The 16390-nt window shown below is 61.0% G+C and carries 12 protein-coding genes; 9 read left to right on the top strand and 3 right to left on the bottom strand.

Annotated elements, in window-relative coordinates:
* Nucleotides 1–139 precede the first annotated feature (139 nt).
* The 8 genes from GEI7407_RS21720 to GEI7407_RS15335 all read left to right on the top strand — a co-directional run bounded on the left by GEI7407_RS21720 (nt 140) and on the right by GEI7407_RS15335 (nt 9397).
* The gene (locus tag GEI7407_RS21720; RefSeq protein WP_223294440.1) at nt 140–610 is read left to right on the top strand and encodes a GtrA family protein; all 471 of its coding nucleotides are present in this window, start codon (nt 140–142) and stop codon (nt 608–610) included.
* A complete protein-coding gene (locus GEI7407_RS15365; protein WP_015173123.1) occupies nt 591–1052 on the top strand; it encodes a cupin domain-containing protein in 462 nt (153 codons plus the stop codon). Before GEI7407_RS21720 ends, GEI7407_RS15365 begins: the two co-directional genes overlap by 20 nt.
* Before the next feature lie 69 nt (nt 1053–1121).
* Entirely contained in the window at nt 1122–3053 is a 1932-nt protein-coding gene (gene mnmG, locus GEI7407_RS15360; protein WP_015173122.1) for a tRNA uridine-5-carboxymethylaminomethyl(34) synthesis enzyme MnmG, read from the top strand.
* 400 nt (nt 3054–3453) lie between these two features.
* Nucleotides 3454–4512 carry a hypothetical protein gene (locus GEI7407_RS21455; protein WP_015173121.1) on the top strand — a complete coding sequence of 353 codons (1059 nt, stop codon included), beginning with the start codon at nt 3454–3456 and terminating at the stop codon, nt 4510–4512.
* Between the two features lie 162 nt (nt 4513–4674).
* A complete protein-coding gene (locus GEI7407_RS15350; RefSeq protein WP_015173120.1) occupies nt 4675–5259 on the top strand; it encodes a TIGR04376 family protein in 585 nt (194 codons plus the stop codon).
* A 148-nt stretch (nt 5260–5407) separates the two neighbouring features.
* Nucleotides 5408–7378, top strand: coding sequence for an acetate--CoA ligase (gene acs, locus GEI7407_RS15345; RefSeq protein ID WP_015173119.1), 1971 nt, complete (start codon nt 5408–5410; stop codon nt 7376–7378).
* A gap of 196 nt (nt 7379–7574) precedes the next feature.
* Nucleotides 7575–8174 (top strand): DUF1517 domain-containing protein, encoded by a 600-nt coding sequence (locus tag GEI7407_RS15340; protein WP_015173118.1) that lies wholly within the window; start codon nt 7575–7577, stop codon nt 8172–8174.
* Between the two features lie 125 nt (nt 8175–8299).
* On the top strand, nt 8300–9397 hold the full coding sequence (locus tag GEI7407_RS15335) for a hypothetical protein (RefSeq protein ID WP_015173117.1): 1098 nt from the start codon (nt 8300–8302) through the stop codon (nt 9395–9397).
* Between the two features lie 60 nt (nt 9398–9457).
* On the opposite strand, the gene GEI7407_RS21155 is transcribed toward GEI7407_RS15335, so the two are convergent.
* From GEI7407_RS21155 to GEI7407_RS15325, 3 genes are all read right to left on the bottom strand, one after another.
* The gene (locus tag GEI7407_RS21155) at nt 9458–9733 is read right to left on the bottom strand and encodes a hypothetical protein (protein ID WP_015173116.1); all 276 of its coding nucleotides are present in this window, start codon (nt 9731–9733) and stop codon (nt 9458–9460) included.
* A 371-nt stretch (nt 9734–10104) separates the two neighbouring features.
* On the bottom strand, nt 10105–13449 hold the full coding sequence (locus GEI7407_RS15330) for a CHASE domain-containing protein (RefSeq protein WP_190274148.1): 3345 nt from the start codon (nt 13447–13449) through the stop codon (nt 10105–10107).
* A 501-nt stretch (nt 13450–13950) separates the two neighbouring features.
* The gene (locus GEI7407_RS15325) at nt 13951–14355 is read right to left on the bottom strand and encodes a metal-sensitive transcriptional regulator (RefSeq protein WP_015173114.1); all 405 of its coding nucleotides are present in this window, start codon (nt 14353–14355) and stop codon (nt 13951–13953) included.
* A 355-nt stretch (nt 14356–14710) separates the two neighbouring features.
* Here GEI7407_RS15325 and GEI7407_RS15320 point away from each other — a divergent pair, with 355 nt between their 5' ends.
* The gene (locus GEI7407_RS15320; RefSeq protein ID WP_015173113.1) at nt 14711–15868 is read left to right on the top strand and encodes an HhoA/HhoB/HtrA family serine endopeptidase; all 1158 of its coding nucleotides are present in this window, start codon (nt 14711–14713) and stop codon (nt 15866–15868) included.
* The last annotated feature ends 522 nt before the right edge of the window (nt 15869–16390 follow it).

Genomic DNA, 16390 nt, shown 5'->3' with positions numbered 1-16390 from the left:
AAAACTTTCGGGGTTTCCGCCGCGCTGGGGGGATTGCAGCGTTTCTGACGGGCGATCGTTCCCAGAGCTGAACCGATACAATGGCGAAGATTCTTGTCCAAGCCTGTCGCCTGTGGGTCCCTTGCCTCCCAAGTCGCCTTTGTCTGATTCTCCGCCGACGTCTCCACCCCCCAAGGGCGATCGCCCGCTCCGGGCTGCTGTCCGGCAGTTTGGCGGCTACCTAGGAGCGGCGGGCTTTGCCACAGTGGTGGATGTGGGCCTTTTTTGGCTGCTGAACCGCGCAGGGCTGTGGTACGTTTTTGCCCTGCTGATCAGCTACAGCGTGGGCCTGACCACCAACTTTTTGCTCAGCCGCCGGTTTGTCTTTGGCGTGTACTGGCGCAACTGGTTTTTTCAGTATCTGGTGTTTAGCGTGGTGGCCCTCAACGGCCTGCTGGCCAATCTGGGGCTTTTGCAGCTCATGGTCCGCGAATTCCAGATCGACCCGACGCTGGCGCGCCTCCTGAGCGCAGGCGCGATCGCCGTTCTGAATTTTGTCGGTCACCGCATGTATTCCTTTGGGTCCACCCCCCGCCACTCTCCCCAAGGCCATGATCATCGACCCCAATGACGTCCCGACGGTTGCCCGTTCTGTCTATCCTGCGCCCTTCCTGCCCTTGGTGCAGGGCCGCCTAAAGCAGCGCCTCGGCCAAGCGGCCGGGCTCACCAACTTTGGCGTAAACCGGGTGACCCTGCTGCCGGGCGGCATCTCGGCGCTGCGCCACTGGCACGCCCGCCAAGACGAATTTATCTACGTGCTGTCGGGGGAGCTGACCCTGGTGACGGAGGCGGGCGAGCAGGTGCTGACTGCTGGCATGGCGGCGGCTTTCCCGGCAGGCGAGGCCAATGGCCACCAGTTGGTCAATCGGTCGACGGAGCCTGCCTGCTATCTGGAAGTGGGCGATCGCACCCCCGGTGACACCGTGACCTATCCCGATCACGACCTGCTGGCCCAGGATGGCCCCGGAGGCTGGATCTTTTCCCATCGAGATGGCCGTCCCTACGAGGACTAGCCAAGTCTCTCGGGCCGACCCGCTAAAATGGGAAGATCCTGGCCTTTTATTGCGCGATCGCCACCTTCCATGACTTCGTCTCCTCAGTTCATCGACGCCTTTGATGTCATCGTCGTTGGGGCGGGCCACGCTGGCTGCGAAGCGGCCCTGGCTTCGGCTCGCCTCGGCTGCCGGACCCTGCTGCTGACCCTCAACCTCGACAAGATCGCCTGGCAGCCCTGCAACCCAGCGGTGGGGGGACCTGCCAAATCCCAGCTCACCCATGAGGTCGATGCCCTGGGCGGCGAAATTGGCAAAGTGGCCGATCGCACCTACCTGCAAAAGCGCATCCTCAACTCCTCCCGGGGGCCAGCGGTGTGGGCCTTGCGCGCCCAGACTGACAAGCGAGAGTACGCCGCCATCATGAAGAGCATCGTCGAAAACCAGGAGAATCTGGTGATTCGCGAAGGCATGGCGACGGACCTGGTGCTTGGCCCCAACGAAGAAATTTTGGGCGTCCAAACCTATTTTGGGGTTGCCTTTCAGTGTCGGGCGGTGGTGCTGACCACGGGGACCTTCTTGGGGGGCTGCATCTGGGTGGGCGACAAGTCCATGCCCGCAGGCCGCGCTGGGGAATTTGCCGCCGTCGGCCTGACGGACACCCTCAATCGGCTGGGCTTCGAGACGGGCCGCCTAAAAACCGGCACCCCCGCCCGCGTCGATCGCCGCTCGGTGGACTACAGTCAAATGGAGCCCCAGCCGGGGGACGAAGAGGTCCGCTGGTTTAGCTTTGACCCGGAAGTGTGGGTAGAGCAGGAGCAGCTGCCCTGCCACCTGACGCGCACTACCGCCGAGACCCATCGCCTGATTCGCGAAAACCTCCACCTGTCGCCGGTCTACGGCGGCTGGGTCGACGCCAAGGGGCCGCGCTACTGCCCCAGCATCGAAGACAAGATTGTCCGCTTTGCCGAGAAGGAGAGCCACCAGATTTTCATTGAGCCGGAGGGCCGGACCACGCCGGAGCTCTACATTCAGGGGTTTTCGACGGGTCTGCCGGAGGGCCTGCAGCTGGCGATGCTGCGATCGCTCCCCGGCCTGGAAAACTGCGTAATGCTGCGGCCGGCCTACGCCGTAGAGTACGACTATTTGCCAGCCACCCAGTGCTATCCCACCCTGATGACCAAAACCGTGGAGGGGCTCTTTTGCGCTGGTCAAATCAACGGCACCACGGGCTACGAAGAAGCGGCGGCCCAGGGCCTGGTGGCGGGCATCAATGCGGCGCGGCTGGCGCGGGGCCAGGAAATGGTGATTTTCCCGCGGGAGCAGAGCTATCTGGGCACCTTGATTGACGATCTGTGCACAAAGGATCTGCGGGAGCCCTACCGCATGCTGACGAGCCGCTCGGAGTATCGTTTGCTACTGCGATCGGACAATGCGGATCAGCGCCTGACCCCCCTCGGACGAGACTTGGGCCTGATTGACGATCGCCGCTGGGCTCTCTATCAGCGCAAGCAAGAAAACATCGCCGCCGAGAAAGAGCGCCTGCACACGACGCGGGTGAAAGAGCACGAGCCGGTGGGTCAGGCGATCGCCGCCCAAACCCAGCAGGCGATCAAAGGCTCCATCACCCTGGCGGACCTGCTGCGGCGACCGGGCTTTCACTATGGGCAACTGGCGGAGCACGGCCTCGCCAACCCGGACCTCGATCGGGCCGAGCGCGAAGGGGCTGAAATTGACATCAAGTACTCCGGCTACATTCAGCGCCAGCAAAACCAAATTGAGCAGATCGCCCGCCAGTCCAACCGCAAGCTGCCGGAGGATCTGGACTACATGGCGATCGCGACTCTCTCCATGGAGGCCCGCGAAAAGCTCACCAAGGTGCGCCCCTTGACTGTGGGCCAGGCGGCCCGCATTGGCGGCGTCAACCCAGCTGACATGAATGCGCTGCTGGTCCACCTAGAGCTGCGATCGCGCGCCGAAAGCGCTGCTGCAGCCTCCTCGGACCCGGTCCCCTCAGCCTAGGGCCAGTCCCAAACCCAGTGAAGTTTGCGAACAAGGCCAAGATTTTTGCATCTTGGCCTTGTTCAGCTGCTAAATTTTAGGGAACCTTTTTTCGTGGCCCAGGAAAGGGGTGCTCTGACCCTTTTCGCTGCGACATGGGCTCAGGGAGGGGAAGGGCTGCAAAGGTGCTCCTCGTGCCTTTGATGCCCAAAAGTCCGCGGATGCGGCAACACTTTTGCTTTAATTGGGGCGAAATTTGCAAACTTTTGCGCGTCGGCGATCGCCGTCTGCCGCAAAAACTGCCAAAATTGCTCTCTATCGGGTGCGTCGTTGGGTGTCAGACCCAGTACAATAGCCGCCAAAGCCACAGGTTGCTTTTGGCAACTTGCCAGGTTGATTCAGCCACGACACAGTGAGCGCCATGTCCCAGGAACGTCGTACCAACAAAACTGCTCTGCAAGCGCCGGACGATCTGCCGCTGACCGAACATTGGTCTGCTGATGCCTATGCCGATCGCCTCATGAATGAGCTGTTTGAGGACGTGGAGCACACCCTAGACGGGACGCTGAATCTGCCGGATGAGCCGCTGCAGCCGGAGCCGCCAGCAACGCCTCTCAACGCGCCGCTGTTCAATTTTCCGTCCACGCTGATGTTTCGGCGGGAAGAGTCCAACCTAGAGACGGCACCGGGGGAGAGCCCCATCGCGTCGGCGGGCGATCGCGCGATCGCCGAGCGCCAAAAAGCGGCCCAGACCTCCAATCGTCTGCTCCTGCTGGCGGGCTGCACCTCCCTGGTCCTAGCGGCGGGGGTTTGGTTTGCCCTCAATCAAGAATCTGTACGCTCCTGGGGGCGATCGCTCACGGGCCAGTCGGCGGTGACCACCACGGCCACAGCGCCCGCTCCGCCCGCAGTCGCGCCCCTGACCAAGGCCGAAGCCGACGCTCAGTTTACGCAGTACATGCAGCGATCGCTCAAGCTGATCGAGTCTGAATCCGCCTCCAGCCCGTCGCAAAAGCCCGTCACGCCGCCGGGCCCAGTGCCTACCTTGCAGATTCCTGCGGCCAGCGCGCCCCTAGACGCAGCGGCGACCCGAGACCTGACCCAGGCCCTCAACCGCGTGGCCGCCCTCCTAGAGCGCACCGCCAACGCCCCCAATCGCCTGCTGCCGCCCACCATTCCCTATCCCGCCAACGCGCCTGCCCCTGCCCCGAGCGCGCCGGCTCCCAGTGGGCCGGTGGCGGCGGCTCCGGCGGTCCCTGCCCCGCCCGCGGTTCCTGCCGTTCCCCATACGCTGGTGGGTCTGCTCCAGCTCGGTGAGCGATCGGCGGCCCTCTTTGAGGTCAACGGCGTTACCCGCCGGGTCTACATCGGCGAAAGCATCGGCTCAAGCGGCTGGACTCTGGTGGAGGTCAACGGCCAAGACGCGGTGGTCCGCCGCAATGGTGAAGTGCGCTCGATCTACATCGGCCAGCAGTTCTAGGCGACTAGAGCCTAGGGTTGTCTAGGCAGGTCCGCTGCGGGGTCGATCGCCCCTAGGCTTTCGGTGGGCCTTAAAATCTGTGGTTATGGCATCGTGGGTAGTGGTAGGGGACCTCAGGGTCTCCCGATGCCGTGGGATGTTTCGCTGCCAGGAGTTCTGGGCATGGGCCTCTTTGACGAATTCAGCCAATTTCTCGAAACGCGTCTAGAAGAATTTTTGCGCAGCAATCCCCATTTGGAGCTTCAGGCTCTCGAGGAGCAGCTGCGGGAGCAGGAAGAGGACACGCTCAAGCTCGTCGCTGACTTTCAGCTCCAGCACAAGCGCCTAGAAGAGCAAATCTTGGAGACGGCGCAGGAGATTCAGCGCTGGCATATCCGCATTGAGAAGGCCAAGCAGGCCAACCGCTGGGATCTGGTGCAGCCTGCCCAGGAGCGGGAAGCGTCGCTGCTGCGGCAGGGCAATCAGCTCTGGGGCCAGATGCAGGGAGTGAATGCGCGAATCCAGAAGGCGCGTGAGCTGCAAAAGCAAATCCAGGCGCGGCGCCAAGAGGTTCGGGCCAAAGCGGTTGAGGCCGAGGCGGCGGCGCGGGCCGCCAGCAGCGCCCAGTCGGCTCCCTATGCGACGACGGGCTGGAATCAAGGGGCGAGTTCGAGCTTTTCGGGGGGGGCGGACCCGCTGGATGAGCAGTTTCGGCGCTGGGAAGCTCAGGCAGAGCTCGATGATCTCAAGCGCCAGATGGGCCGCTAGGACGCGGGGACACAACAAGCGCAAAGCGAAACCAGAAGAAGCGATCGCCGAAGCGCTCGCCAAGGCAGTATGGTTTTGGGAGAACCACTCTGGGCGTTGGGTGACGATCTGGAACCCTGGCGCTTCTCTTTTTATCAGTTGACGCACTATGTCAGAAGCCACCATCGAATCCATTCTTCAAGAAAAGCGATCGTTTCAGCCCCCGGCGGACTTTGCCAAGGCTGCCCATGTGCCCAGCTTTGAGGCTTATCAGCAGCTCTGCGAGGAAGCTAAGGCGGACCCGGCGGCCTTCTGGGCCAAGCTGGCTGAACAAGAGCTTGATTGGTTCCAGCCCTGGGATACGGTTCTCGACTGGCAGCCGCCTGCTGCCCGATGGTTTGACGGCGGCAAAATAAATATTTCTTACAACTGCCTCGATCGCCACCTGACGACCTGGCGGCGCAACAAGGCGGCGTTGATTTGGGAAGGGGAGCCGGGGGACTCGCGCACCTTGACCTATGCCCAGCTCCATCGCGAGGTTTGCCAGTTTGCCAATGTGCTGAAGCAGCTCGGCGTGCAGAAGGGCGATCGCGTTGGGATTTACATGCCGATGATTCCCGAAGCGGCGATCGCCATGTTGGCCTGCGCCCGCATTGGTGCGCCCCACAGCGTGGTCTTTGGAGGCTTCAGCGCCGAGGCCCTGCGCGATCGCCTGGTGGACGCCGACGCCAAGCTCGTGGTCACCGCCGACGGCGGCTGGCGCAAAGACGCCATTGTGCCCCTCAAGGACCAGGTGGACAAAGCCCTGGCTAACGACGCCGTTCCCAGCGTCCAAAACGTCTTGGTGGTCCGCCGCACCGAGCAAAAAGTCACCATGGAGCCGGGCCGCGACCACTGGTGGCACGACCTCCAGCAGGGAGCCTCTGCGGACTGCCCCGCCGAGCCCATGGACAGCGAAGACATGCTGTTTGTGCTCTACACCAGCGGCAGTACCGGCAAGCCCAAGGGGGTCGTCCACACCACCGCTGGCTACAACCTCTACACCCACATGACCACCAAGTGGATCTTTGATCTGCAAGACACCGACGTGTACTGGTGTACGGCGGATGTGGGCTGGATCACGGGGCACAGCTACATCGTCTACGGTCCCCTCTCCAACGGGGCCACCACGGTGATGTACGAGGGCGCGCCGCGCCCCTCCAATCCGGGCTGCTTCTGGGACGTCATCGAGAAATACGGCGTCACCGTTTTCTACACCGCGCCGACGGCCATCCGCGCCTTTATCAAGCAGGGCGAGCACCTGCCCAACGCCCGCAACCTCACCTCTCTGCGCCTGCTGGGCACTGTGGGCGAACCCATCAACCCCGAGGCCTGGATGTGGTACCACCGGGTGATCGGGGGCGGTCGCTGCCCCATCGTCGACACGTGGTGGCAGACCGAGACCGGCGGCATCATGATCACTGCCCTTCCCGGCGCGATCGCAACTAAGCCGGGCTCGGCGACCCTGCCCTTCCCGGGCATTCTGGCTGACATCGTCAACCTTGAGGGCAATCCGGTCGAAGGCAGCCAAGGCGGCTATCTGGTCGTCCGTCACCCCTGGCCGGGCATGATGCGGACGGTCTACGGCGATCCGGAGCGCTTCCGCCGCACCTACTGGGAGCACATCGCGCCCAAGGACGGCCAGTACCTCTACTTTGCAGGAGACGGCGCCCACCGCGATGACGACGGCTACTTCTGGGTGATGGGCCGCGTTGATGACGTGATCAACGTCGCCGGTCACCGCCTCGGCACGATGGAAATCGAGTCGGCGCTGGTGTCTCACCCCGCTGTGGCCGAAGCGGCGGTGGTCGGCAAGCCCGATGAGCTCAAGGGCAGCGACATCGTGGCCTTTGTGACGCTGGAGGGGACCCAGACCCCCAGCGAGGCGCTGACCAAGGAGCTCAAGCAGCACGTGGTCCAGGAAATCGGCGCGATCGCCCGTCCCGGCGAAATTCGCTTCACCGACGCCCTGCCCAAGACCCGCTCCGGCAAGATCATGCGTCGCTTGCTGCGATCGCTCGCCTCCGGGGAAGAAGTGTCTGGCGACACCTCCACCCTCGAAGATCGCGGCGTCCTCGACAAGCTGCGGGAAGGGGCCTAAAAAGCGGCCCGCTAGCCCAGCAACCTAACGATTTTTGAAGGCCCTTGGGGGGAGAGAAATTGGCGAAAGCCAGTTCCTCTCCCTTGTGTATTTTCTGGGCTATTTCAGGAACCCTGGGCTCAGCTCGTGTTTTCTCTGGTGAAGGGCGTTACCCTGGCTCTAGGGAGACGCTTCACCACCCACCGCTCGAGAGTTCATGAGCTCTATTCGCGATCGCTTCAATCAATTTCGAGGCCGCACCCGGTTTGTGGGTTGTCGCCTCATGGTTCAGCTAACCGGCCCCGGCATCACCCCAGTGTTTGAAGTCTTGCAGCGCTCCGGACAGCAGGCTCTCGACGCCGAAGGAGACCTCTACGTGTTGGGTCAAGGTTTAGTCGAGATTTGTCAGACCCTGCTCCAGCAAGATGCCTATTGGAGTGCCGCTGCCAATGAAGGCGATGTTTTCTGGGAAGAGAACGACGCCAGCCAGTACATCAACGACCTCTTTAGCGACTCGGCCCAGCGCTATCTCAGCGACGTTATTCCCCCCGCCGCTGACGGCAGTGACGATTTCTTTGCCCCCGTCACCCCCAATCTGGTCGTCATGCTCACCGCTGCCTACCGGGGCGAAGAGCCCGCGCTGGAGACCAGCCTCGCCAGCTTGGGAGCCTTGTCAGAAGGGCTGCGGGCCTTGATCAACTTGCACTACCAAGAGCAGCTGGAGGCGATCCAGGTTCACTGGTCTCCGGCGAGCCCCATCGACGCCCTAACCGATGAGCAGCTGTTGCTCAACTTTGCCGAACTGATTCCCCTGTAGAACGGCTGCGATTCTACGACTGAGTCTGTTGTGCCCCAGTGTTCTGGGCGGATTTGGCCTTCTGATACTGCACCTGGGTGAGGGCTTGGTCCGCTGTTTTTCTCCAAACCTAAGCTTTTTGACCTATGGTTTCTCCCACACCGCGATCAGTCCTTCGTCGATCGACCCCTTGGCTGCTCGGGACCGCGCTGATCTGGACGACCCTTGCCTGTGACAACTACTCGGCTCAGGTTGCTCCTCCCTCGCCGATTGCGAGCCCGATCGTGCGGACCATGGCTCCCCTGGCCGATGGTCAGTACCCCGTCCAGCAAGCGTCCTACAACGATGCCGATGGCCAGTACACGCTCTTTTTGCTGAACGCGAACCCAAGCCTGTACCGCACCCAAAACCTGCAAATGGCGCCGCTATCAGCCGCTGAGGCGCAAGCCGGCACCAAGTCCTATCTGAAGATGGCGGCGGGTCAGGCGGTGCTCCACCTGGCTGAGAACTTTCAGATCGACTACACCCACTTCGTGGCCCAAAACCAGACCAACCCCCAAACGGGCGAAAACGAAGTGGTGATGGTCCAGCAGGCTTCGACGCCTTGGTATCCCATGGAGCTGGAGTTTGAGACGACCTACATTGGCTATCCGCAGTACTATGTGCCACCGCCCTACACATCGGGCCGGGTGTTGCGGGGCTATGGCAGTACGGGCAAGACCTATCAACAGGCGGTGACGCAGTACGAGCAGCGCTACCAAACGGCACCCCCTGCGGCCCGCAAGACGCAGTTTCGGACGGCGGGGCAGATCAAGCCAACCCCTGCGGCCTCTGGCACGACGGCGCGCCCAAGCGGGACGTCTGCGGCGGTGAAGACAAGCCCGAGTCCTGCTAGTACATCCTCGGCTTCATCAACGACGCGCGCAACGCCAAGTCCGGCACCATCGACCTCCTCAACGACGCGCGCAACGCCGAGTCCGGCCCCGCGATCGCCCTCTTCCTCGACCGCTACGAAGTCTAGTGGTTCGGGCTATGGCGCCAGTCGTCTAGGGTCAGGCAGTTCTTCCTCGACGTCTGCTCCGAAGAAGTCATCGGGCTCATCGAGCAGCAGCTCAGTGTCCTCGCCCCGGCGATCGTCGGGCTCATCGAGTTTTGGCAGCAGCAGCAGTAGCAGCAGCTCGTCGCGGCGATCGAGCAGTTCATCGAGCAGTTCGTCGAGCCGCTCCTCGGGCCGTCGACGCTAGACCCGGGGTCGCGCTGAAGGCTGGCAGTCCGGCTGGCACGGGTCAGGGCGGGCTGCTTGCCTAGGCAGATTTCTGGAGGAGCGTTGCTTCTGGGGTCAGGTCAGCGGCAACGTTGACCCAGACCTTGTACTGCCGCAGCGAGACGCTGATGACGACCTGGAAGCCCTGGTAGGACAGCTCGCAGCCCCGGGCGTAGGACTTGGGGCGATCGCTCACGCTAAAGGTGTGAAGGAGTTTGTAGAGTCTGCCTTGATGACTCATTCCTTGGTAAACGTTGCTACCGTTGTAGAAATTGAAAGGCTGAAGCAACTGTTCGTGAATGAGGGATGGCAGCATGAGATTTAAGGGCGCACTCGAGGCAGGGTGACGATGGAAGGAACCGCAGAAGTCATGGAAAATGGTTGTGAGCCATAGAAAAATGGCTGCGTTAAGTCTTGCTGAAAAGTGCGATCGCCTTTTGGGATCGGCAGCTTTTCGATGTACTCAGAATACAAAAAGTAGACTCGGGTTGTGGAGTGTCTTTTTATACATTAGATAAAAAGGCATTACTTCTCTGCATCTTGCAATCTCTTGTTGGAGTCTTTAATAAAAGATTGCACAGCGTTACAGAGTTGGAAATCTTTCTTAAGCACCGAATTGGCGCGGGGCCAAACTGACCCTCTACAAGGGGCTGCGCTGAAAGCCCAGCTGACGGACGGCCCTGCCTCTCAGCTTTGGCTGTGGTTTTTGCGCCACTGCCGACACAGCTCTGCCACAACGGTGACCAATTCGCTGGGGTTGACGGGTTTGGCGACGTGCTGCTGAAAGCCCGCCTGGAGCGCTTGGGTCCGGTCTTCGGCGCGATCGTAGGCGGTGAGGGCGATCGCTGGAATGTTGCTGTGGCTAGAGTCTGAGGCTTTGAGCCAGTTGACTAGGCCGCGACCATTTTCCTCGGCACCGGTCATCTCGCTGATGATGGCGCTGGGCTGAAACGGCTCGATCAAGTCCAGGGCGACTGCGCAGTCAGCAACGGCTTTGACCTCAGCGCCCGCCTGCTCCAAAATCGTGGTCAGCAGTTCGCGAATATCGGGGTCGTTCTCAACTACCAGAATCCGGAAAGGCTGCAGCGGCTGGGCGATCGCCGGGGAGTCCTCGATGCCGAGATTGTCCGGGGTTGGGTCGCGATCGGGGCGCGCGAGGGGAAGCCGCACCGTGAACGTAGCGCCGCAGTTAGGCCCGGCGCTTTCGGCCTGGACAGTGCCGCCGTGGAGCTCGACGAGGTGCCGCACAATGGACAGGCCCAGACCCAGGCCGCTCTGAGAGCGGGTGATGGAGCTATCTGCTTGGCGGAATCGCTCAAAAATAAAGGGCAAAAATTCGGCGCTGATGCCTTGGCCCGTATCTCGGATATGGACGCAAACTTGACGGCGCTCGAGGGTGATGGCGATCCAAATTTGGCCGCCTTGGGGCGTGAACTTGACGGCGTTGGACAGCAGGTTCCACAAGATTTGCCGGAGGCGGTTGACGTCGCCGCGAACGGGCTCGGTCAGCGGGTCAAAATCCGTCAGAATCTCGATATTTTTGGCGTCGGCGGCGGGCCGGATGCTTTCGATGGCGGCCTCCACGACCGGGGTGATCATCAGCGGATAAAGGGTCAGGCTGAGCTTGCCGGTGATGATGCGCGAGACGTCGAGCAGGTCCTCAATCAGCTGGGTGAGCGATCGCGTGTTGCGGTGGATGGTCTCCAGGGCGCGACTGGTCATGGTTTCGTCCAGTCGGCGCGTGCGCAGCATCTGCGTCCATCCCTGAATGGCGTTGAGGGGGGTGCGCAGCTCGTGGGACAGCGTGGCCAAAAATTCGTCTTTCATCCGGTTGGTGGCCTCTGCCTCGGCGCGGGCGGCCTGCTCTTGGCGCAGGAGCTGCTCGCGGGAGCTCTCGACCTGCTTGCGCTCGGTGATGTCGATCATCAGTCCCCGCACCCGCCGGCGATCGCCATCTTGCAGCACGCTCACCGTGTCATAGACCCAGATCGTGCGATCGTCAGCCCCCACGATGCGGTATTCCAGCTCAAAGAAATCCTGAGTTTTGGCCTGGGTCGTGCAGCGCTCTAGAACCCACCCCCGATCTTCGCTGTGCAGATGATCCTGCCAAAAGCCGGGGATGTACCACGCCTCGGGCGCATAGCCCAAAATCTCAAGACTCTGGGGACCGACATAGCTAAACTGCTCCATGGTCACGTCCGACTCCCAGGGAATCGCCCGGACCTTCTCCGTCAGCTTGCGGAAGTGCTCTTCGCTCTGGCGCAGGGCTTCTTCTGCCTGGACGCGCTCGGTGATGTCCTCATGGACCAGCACGACCTGCTGGAGCTCCTGGGCCTCGTTCAGCACAGGGTAAGCGTAGATCTGGACCCAAGGTCGGGCGATGTCTCGCTCGGGCACATGGGGAAAAGCTTCGTGGGGGTCGTACTGCTGGGCGGGCAGGGCGATCGCCTCTCCCGCAAAAGCGCGCTCCAGATAGGGCAATACCCCGGTGCCCTCCAGAACCGGGTCTTGCAGCAGGCTGTAGCCTGCCAAATCTGAGAGCTTCAAGCCCCAAAGCTGCTCCCAGGCGTGGTTGACCTGGAGCGTCTCGCCGCTGGGCGACAGGATTTGCATTCCCAGGGGCGACTGCTCGATCACCGTCCGGAAACGGTGCTCTGAGGCCTGCAAAGACTGCTCCGCCAGCTTTTGGTTGCTCAGGTCGATCAAGAAGCTGACGCCGACGCCCTGGTCGATGCGGGCCGTACCCACCAAAACCGGCACCCGCTGGCCATCCTTGCGGATGTATTCCTTCTCGTAGGGAGGATGGCTGCCGATGGTGTTGAGGGCGGCGATCGCCTGCTGATCGAGATCGCGGTACTCCGGCGGCGTGATCGTCAGCCAGTTTACCCGCCCCGCCTGCACATCCTCCCGCGAATAGCCAGCAATCCGCAAAAAAGCGTCATTGGCCTCCAGAATGCGGCCATTCATTTCCTTGGTAATGATGCCAATGATATTGGCCTCGACCAAGCAGCGCAGGCGTGATTCGCTCTGCTCTAGGGCCGTTTGGGACTGTTGCAGCTCACTGGCCACCTTCTCCGCCAGCAGCCGCGCCTTGACCTGCGATCGCAGCACCCCGAACAAAATCAAGCTGCCCAGCACCCCGCTGATCGCCACATAGGTCGTGAAAATCCGCCCAGACGCAATATCCAGCTCAGGCCGCGGCTGAAAAACGAGCTGCCACTGGCGACCCGCCACCATGAGCGTTTCTGTCTTGCTGCGCTTGGCCCGCCCCTCATCCCACTCTTTTGAAGACTGATACAGCAGCGCCGCTTTGTTCTTGGCGTCCCCGTCGTAGATCCGAAAGTCCACATAGGACTGGCGATCGCTAAAGAGCCCCTGAAATAAATCCGTAGCGCGGAAAGGACTATACACAAACCCCCGCAGCGCCGCCCGCCGAGCCTCCACCGTCGCCGGGGTAATGCTGCGCTCATACACCGGCATGTACAGCAAAAAACCAGCCTGAGGGTTGCCGTCAATTTCCTGCATCAGCGTCACGATGCCCGACGCCCTCGGCTCCCCAAAATCTCGGGCCTGCTCCATCGCAAACCGCCGCGTCTTATCCGTGAACATGTCATAGCCCAAAGCCGCCCGATTGCGCTCATCGAGCGGCTCAAGGTACACAATGACGTGATACTCATCTCGCTCATAGGCGGGAGTAATGGCGAACGTGCTGGCGAGATCGCTGGCCAGCCCGCTGGCGAACTCGCTGCGCAGCCGACGCACCAGACCCTCTCGCTCAGCGGGCGCCACTCGCTGAGAAAATCCAATTCCCTGAATGCCTTCGTAATAGCGCCCCAGATCAAGCTGATTGATGTAAGCCTGAAAGCGCCTCAGACTGACGTCATTGCTGGCAGCAAAGAGACCGCTCGTGCCCCGCAGCAGCGCAATATAGGTATCCATGCGGGCTGAAATATCTCGCTTGGTCCGGCGGACATGACTCTCAAAGCGCAACTGCTCTCGGGCTTCGGTAACCCGTGCACTGTAGAGTGCCACCGTGAACGTCAAACTCAGAGCGGTTGCAAGAGCAAGATAGGGAATCCAGGTGCGACGAAACCAAATAGGGGGAGAAAAAAAATCTCGAGACATTCGACAACGCACGCGGAGCTAGAGAATGCGAAGCGGCTCGGATCCAGCATAGTAGAGTCGAGCGACGACAAGAATCTGTCCTGCGGCAGGGAGCCTCAAAAGGCACCGTGACGAAGGTGTTTCTTTCCCGACTTAGCACCTTCCGTGAGCTCTACGAGAGGACGGCTGCCTTTGTCAGGAAAGCGCAGGAAGCAGTTAGCGGTCCCTGGACTTGGAGGTTCGGCTGTGTCAGCTCTCAAGTAGGGTTCCTCTAGATCACGGCCTCGAGAGCATCCAATCGGGGCTTGAGGCGATCGAAGGTCTGCTCTGGAGCCCTGCGAGAAGCCAAATGGCACAGCGCTTTAGAGGACTGTACTTAGCTTGTCCGCTCCTAGTATGTCCTCTGTTATCGCTGGTAGCAAATGAAACTTAAGGTAGAAATCGATCCAAGGCGGATTTGAGCTCGGCGATTTCAACGTCGATGTTGCCCTCTTCGGCGGCCCGAGCGATGCACTCGGTGAGGTGCTCGTCTAGAATGAGGCGCGCTACGCGATCGAGGGCTCCTCGGACCGCAGCAATCTGGACCAAAACGTCGGGGCAAGGGCGACTCTCTTGCACCATGGTCTTGACGCCCCGGATATGCCCTTCGATCCGCGAGAGGCGGTTGATAACCAGCCGCAGAGACTCTTCGCTGTGGACGTGGGCATGGTGAAGGCCGCGATCGCCCGGTTCATCTGCCAGATGATCGGCTGGATCGTGGCTGTGGGATCGCTCACTCGGTTGGCGATCGCCGGAAGACAGCGGAGACGGGGAGTGGGCGTGGGATCGGGTCATGGGGTTGGTTAGAGCAGCGTCTGTCCATCCTACCCTAGACTGCTCAGGCCCATCGGTGGCAAAAGTAGCAGAGCCGGACCCCGGCCCACCAAGCCCCTGCCCCAGAAACTTCGCAGGAACTGCCAAAATAAGGGATAAGTCTTGGGCAAGATACCGTGCTTGGATCTGGGACCCAGCGAAAGAGCAATGGATTCTGCGGCTTCGCCCAGAGAATTTGGCGCTTGCCCACCCAGCGGAGAGCCGCTTAACCCGTCAGGAGCGATCTCTGAGGCAGCGCTTGCCTGTGAACGTGTGAAAGGATCAATGAAAGGTTGATGCTATGCGATTTCCAATCCAACGTCCCCAACCTGCTTGGATGAGACGGCTTGGTGCCTGTCTGGTCGTGAGTGCACTGTGTGTCTTGCTGACCTTGGCTGGGGGGCCTTGGGCCGGGGCCCAGGCGTCGCCCCTGGAGACAGAAAGTAGTCCGACGCCCATCAGCCGCAGCACTAGCTTTGTGGCCGCGGCCGTGAATCAAGTGGGGCCAGCGGTGGTCCGGCTAGATACCGAGCGGACGATTACCCGCAGTCTCGATCCGATGATGGACGATCCGTTTTTGCGGCAGTTCTTTGGCGATCGCTTTTTTTCCCAGATGCCGCGCGAAGAGCGCCTGCGGGGCCAGGGTTCGGGCTTCATCATCGATCGCACCGGCATTGTCTTGACCAACGCCCACGTCGTCGACAAAGCCGATCGCGTCACCGTCACCCTCAAGGACGGGCGCACCTTTGATGGTCAGGTGCGGGGCGTTGATGAAGTCACCGACCTGGCAGTGGTGAAGATCGAAACGAGCGCCTCCGATGCCCTGCCCATGGCCACCCTCGGCAACTCCGATCAGGTGCAGGTGGGAGACTGGGCGATCGCCGTCGGCAATCCCCTGGGCCTCGACAACACCGTCACCCTCGGCATCATCAGCACCCTCAAGCGCTCCAGCACCGAAGTCGGCATCGCTGACAAGCGCCTAGACTTTATCCAGACCGACGCCGCCATCAACCCCGGTAACTCCGGCGGCCCCCTGCTCAACGAACAAGGCGAAGTCATTGGCATCAACACCGCCATCCGGGCTGACGCCATGGGCATCGGGTTTGCCATTCCCATCAACAAAGCCAAGGAAATCTCGGCCAAACTGGTGCGGGGCGAAAAAGTCGTCCATCCCTACCTGGGCATCCAGATGACCACCCTGACTCCCCGCCTCGCCCGCGAGAACAACGAAAACCCCAACGCCATGGTGGCGCTGCCGGAGGTGAATGGCGTCCTGGTCATGAACGTGCTGCCCAACACGCCCGCCGCTAATGCTGGCCTGCGGCGCGGCGACGTCGTCGTACAGATCGAAGACCAAGGCATCGTCAGCGCCGATCAGCTCCAGCGCTTTGTGGAAAATAGCCGGGTGGGACAGCCCCTGAAGCTCAAAGTGCTGCGAGGCGATCGCCCCCAGCAGCTCACGGTCCGCACCGCCGAGCTCCAGCCTGCTGCCTGATCCCCTAAAAACAGCTCAGGGAGAATGTCAAGCATTCTCCCTGGCAGCTAAATCTTAGATAGTGGCTACAAAAAAATCCCAAAAAAAGAGCCTGGTCTTATAAGCCCCCTAGACCAGGCAGTCCACTCATCTGAAAGGATGCTTTATTTGACCAGAAGACCAAACGAACTTAGTTGCCCCCTAGTTGTTTGGCTTTATTCAAGCGCATTCTTCAGATTTGTCTATAGTTTCATCGAGACAAGCCGGAATTTCTTCAGAATATCCACGCAACTTTTATTTCTGGCCCCTAGGAGGGCTTCGCGCAGAAATCGGTGAAATCACGAACCAAGTTTGTGAGGTTCTTCATGGTTGGCGTCAATTTTCGATAGAACGTCCCCAAAACCGAGCAGAATCTTGGCCCTTGGGTTGGTCTGCACCGAACTTCTCGAACCCTCACCGCTGGGGTAAAAAGGTTGCAGATTGCTTGAACGGGCGATCGCGCTTTGACTGAAGCGATCGCCCCTATTTCGTCTTGACAAAACA

The sequence above is a fragment of the Geitlerinema sp. PCC 7407 genome (genome assembly GCF_000317045.1).
Lineage (GTDB): Bacteria > Cyanobacteriota > Cyanobacteriia > PCC-7407 > PCC-7407 > PCC-7407.
This window is presented reverse-complemented; position numbering and strand designations above follow the sequence as displayed.

What these genes read in the sequence shown, in the direction of transcription:
- acs (WP_015173119.1), top strand. Translation starts at nt 5,408, where the DNA reads ATGTCAGAAGCCACCATCGAATCCATTCTTCAAGAAAAGCGATCGTTT.
- GEI7407_RS15320 (WP_015173113.1), top strand. Translation starts at nt 14,711, where the DNA reads ATGAGACGGCTTGGTGCCTGTCTGGTCGTGAGTGCACTGTGTGTCTTG.
- mnmG (WP_015173122.1), top strand. Translation starts at nt 1,122, where the DNA reads ATGACTTCGTCTCCTCAGTTCATCGACGCCTTTGATGTCATCGTCGTT.
- GEI7407_RS21455 (WP_015173121.1), top strand. Translation starts at nt 3,454, where the DNA reads ATGTCCCAGGAACGTCGTACCAACAAAACTGCTCTGCAAGCGCCGGAC.
- GEI7407_RS15325 (WP_015173114.1), bottom strand. Translation starts at nt 14,355, where the DNA reads ATGACCCGATCCCACGCCCACTCCCCGTCTCCGCTGTCTTCCGGCGAT.
- GEI7407_RS15335 (WP_015173117.1), top strand. Translation starts at nt 8,300, where the DNA reads ATGGTTTCTCCCACACCGCGATCAGTCCTTCGTCGATCGACCCCTTGG.
- GEI7407_RS15365 (WP_015173123.1), top strand. Translation starts at nt 591, where the DNA reads ATGATCATCGACCCCAATGACGTCCCGACGGTTGCCCGTTCTGTCTAT.
- GEI7407_RS15350 (WP_015173120.1), top strand. Translation starts at nt 4,675, where the DNA reads ATGGGCCTCTTTGACGAATTCAGCCAATTTCTCGAAACGCGTCTAGAA.
- GEI7407_RS15340 (WP_015173118.1), top strand. Translation starts at nt 7,575, where the DNA reads ATGAGCTCTATTCGCGATCGCTTCAATCAATTTCGAGGCCGCACCCGG.
- GEI7407_RS21155 (WP_015173116.1), bottom strand. Translation starts at nt 9,733, where the DNA reads ATGCTGCCATCCCTCATTCACGAACAGTTGCTTCAGCCTTTCAATTTC.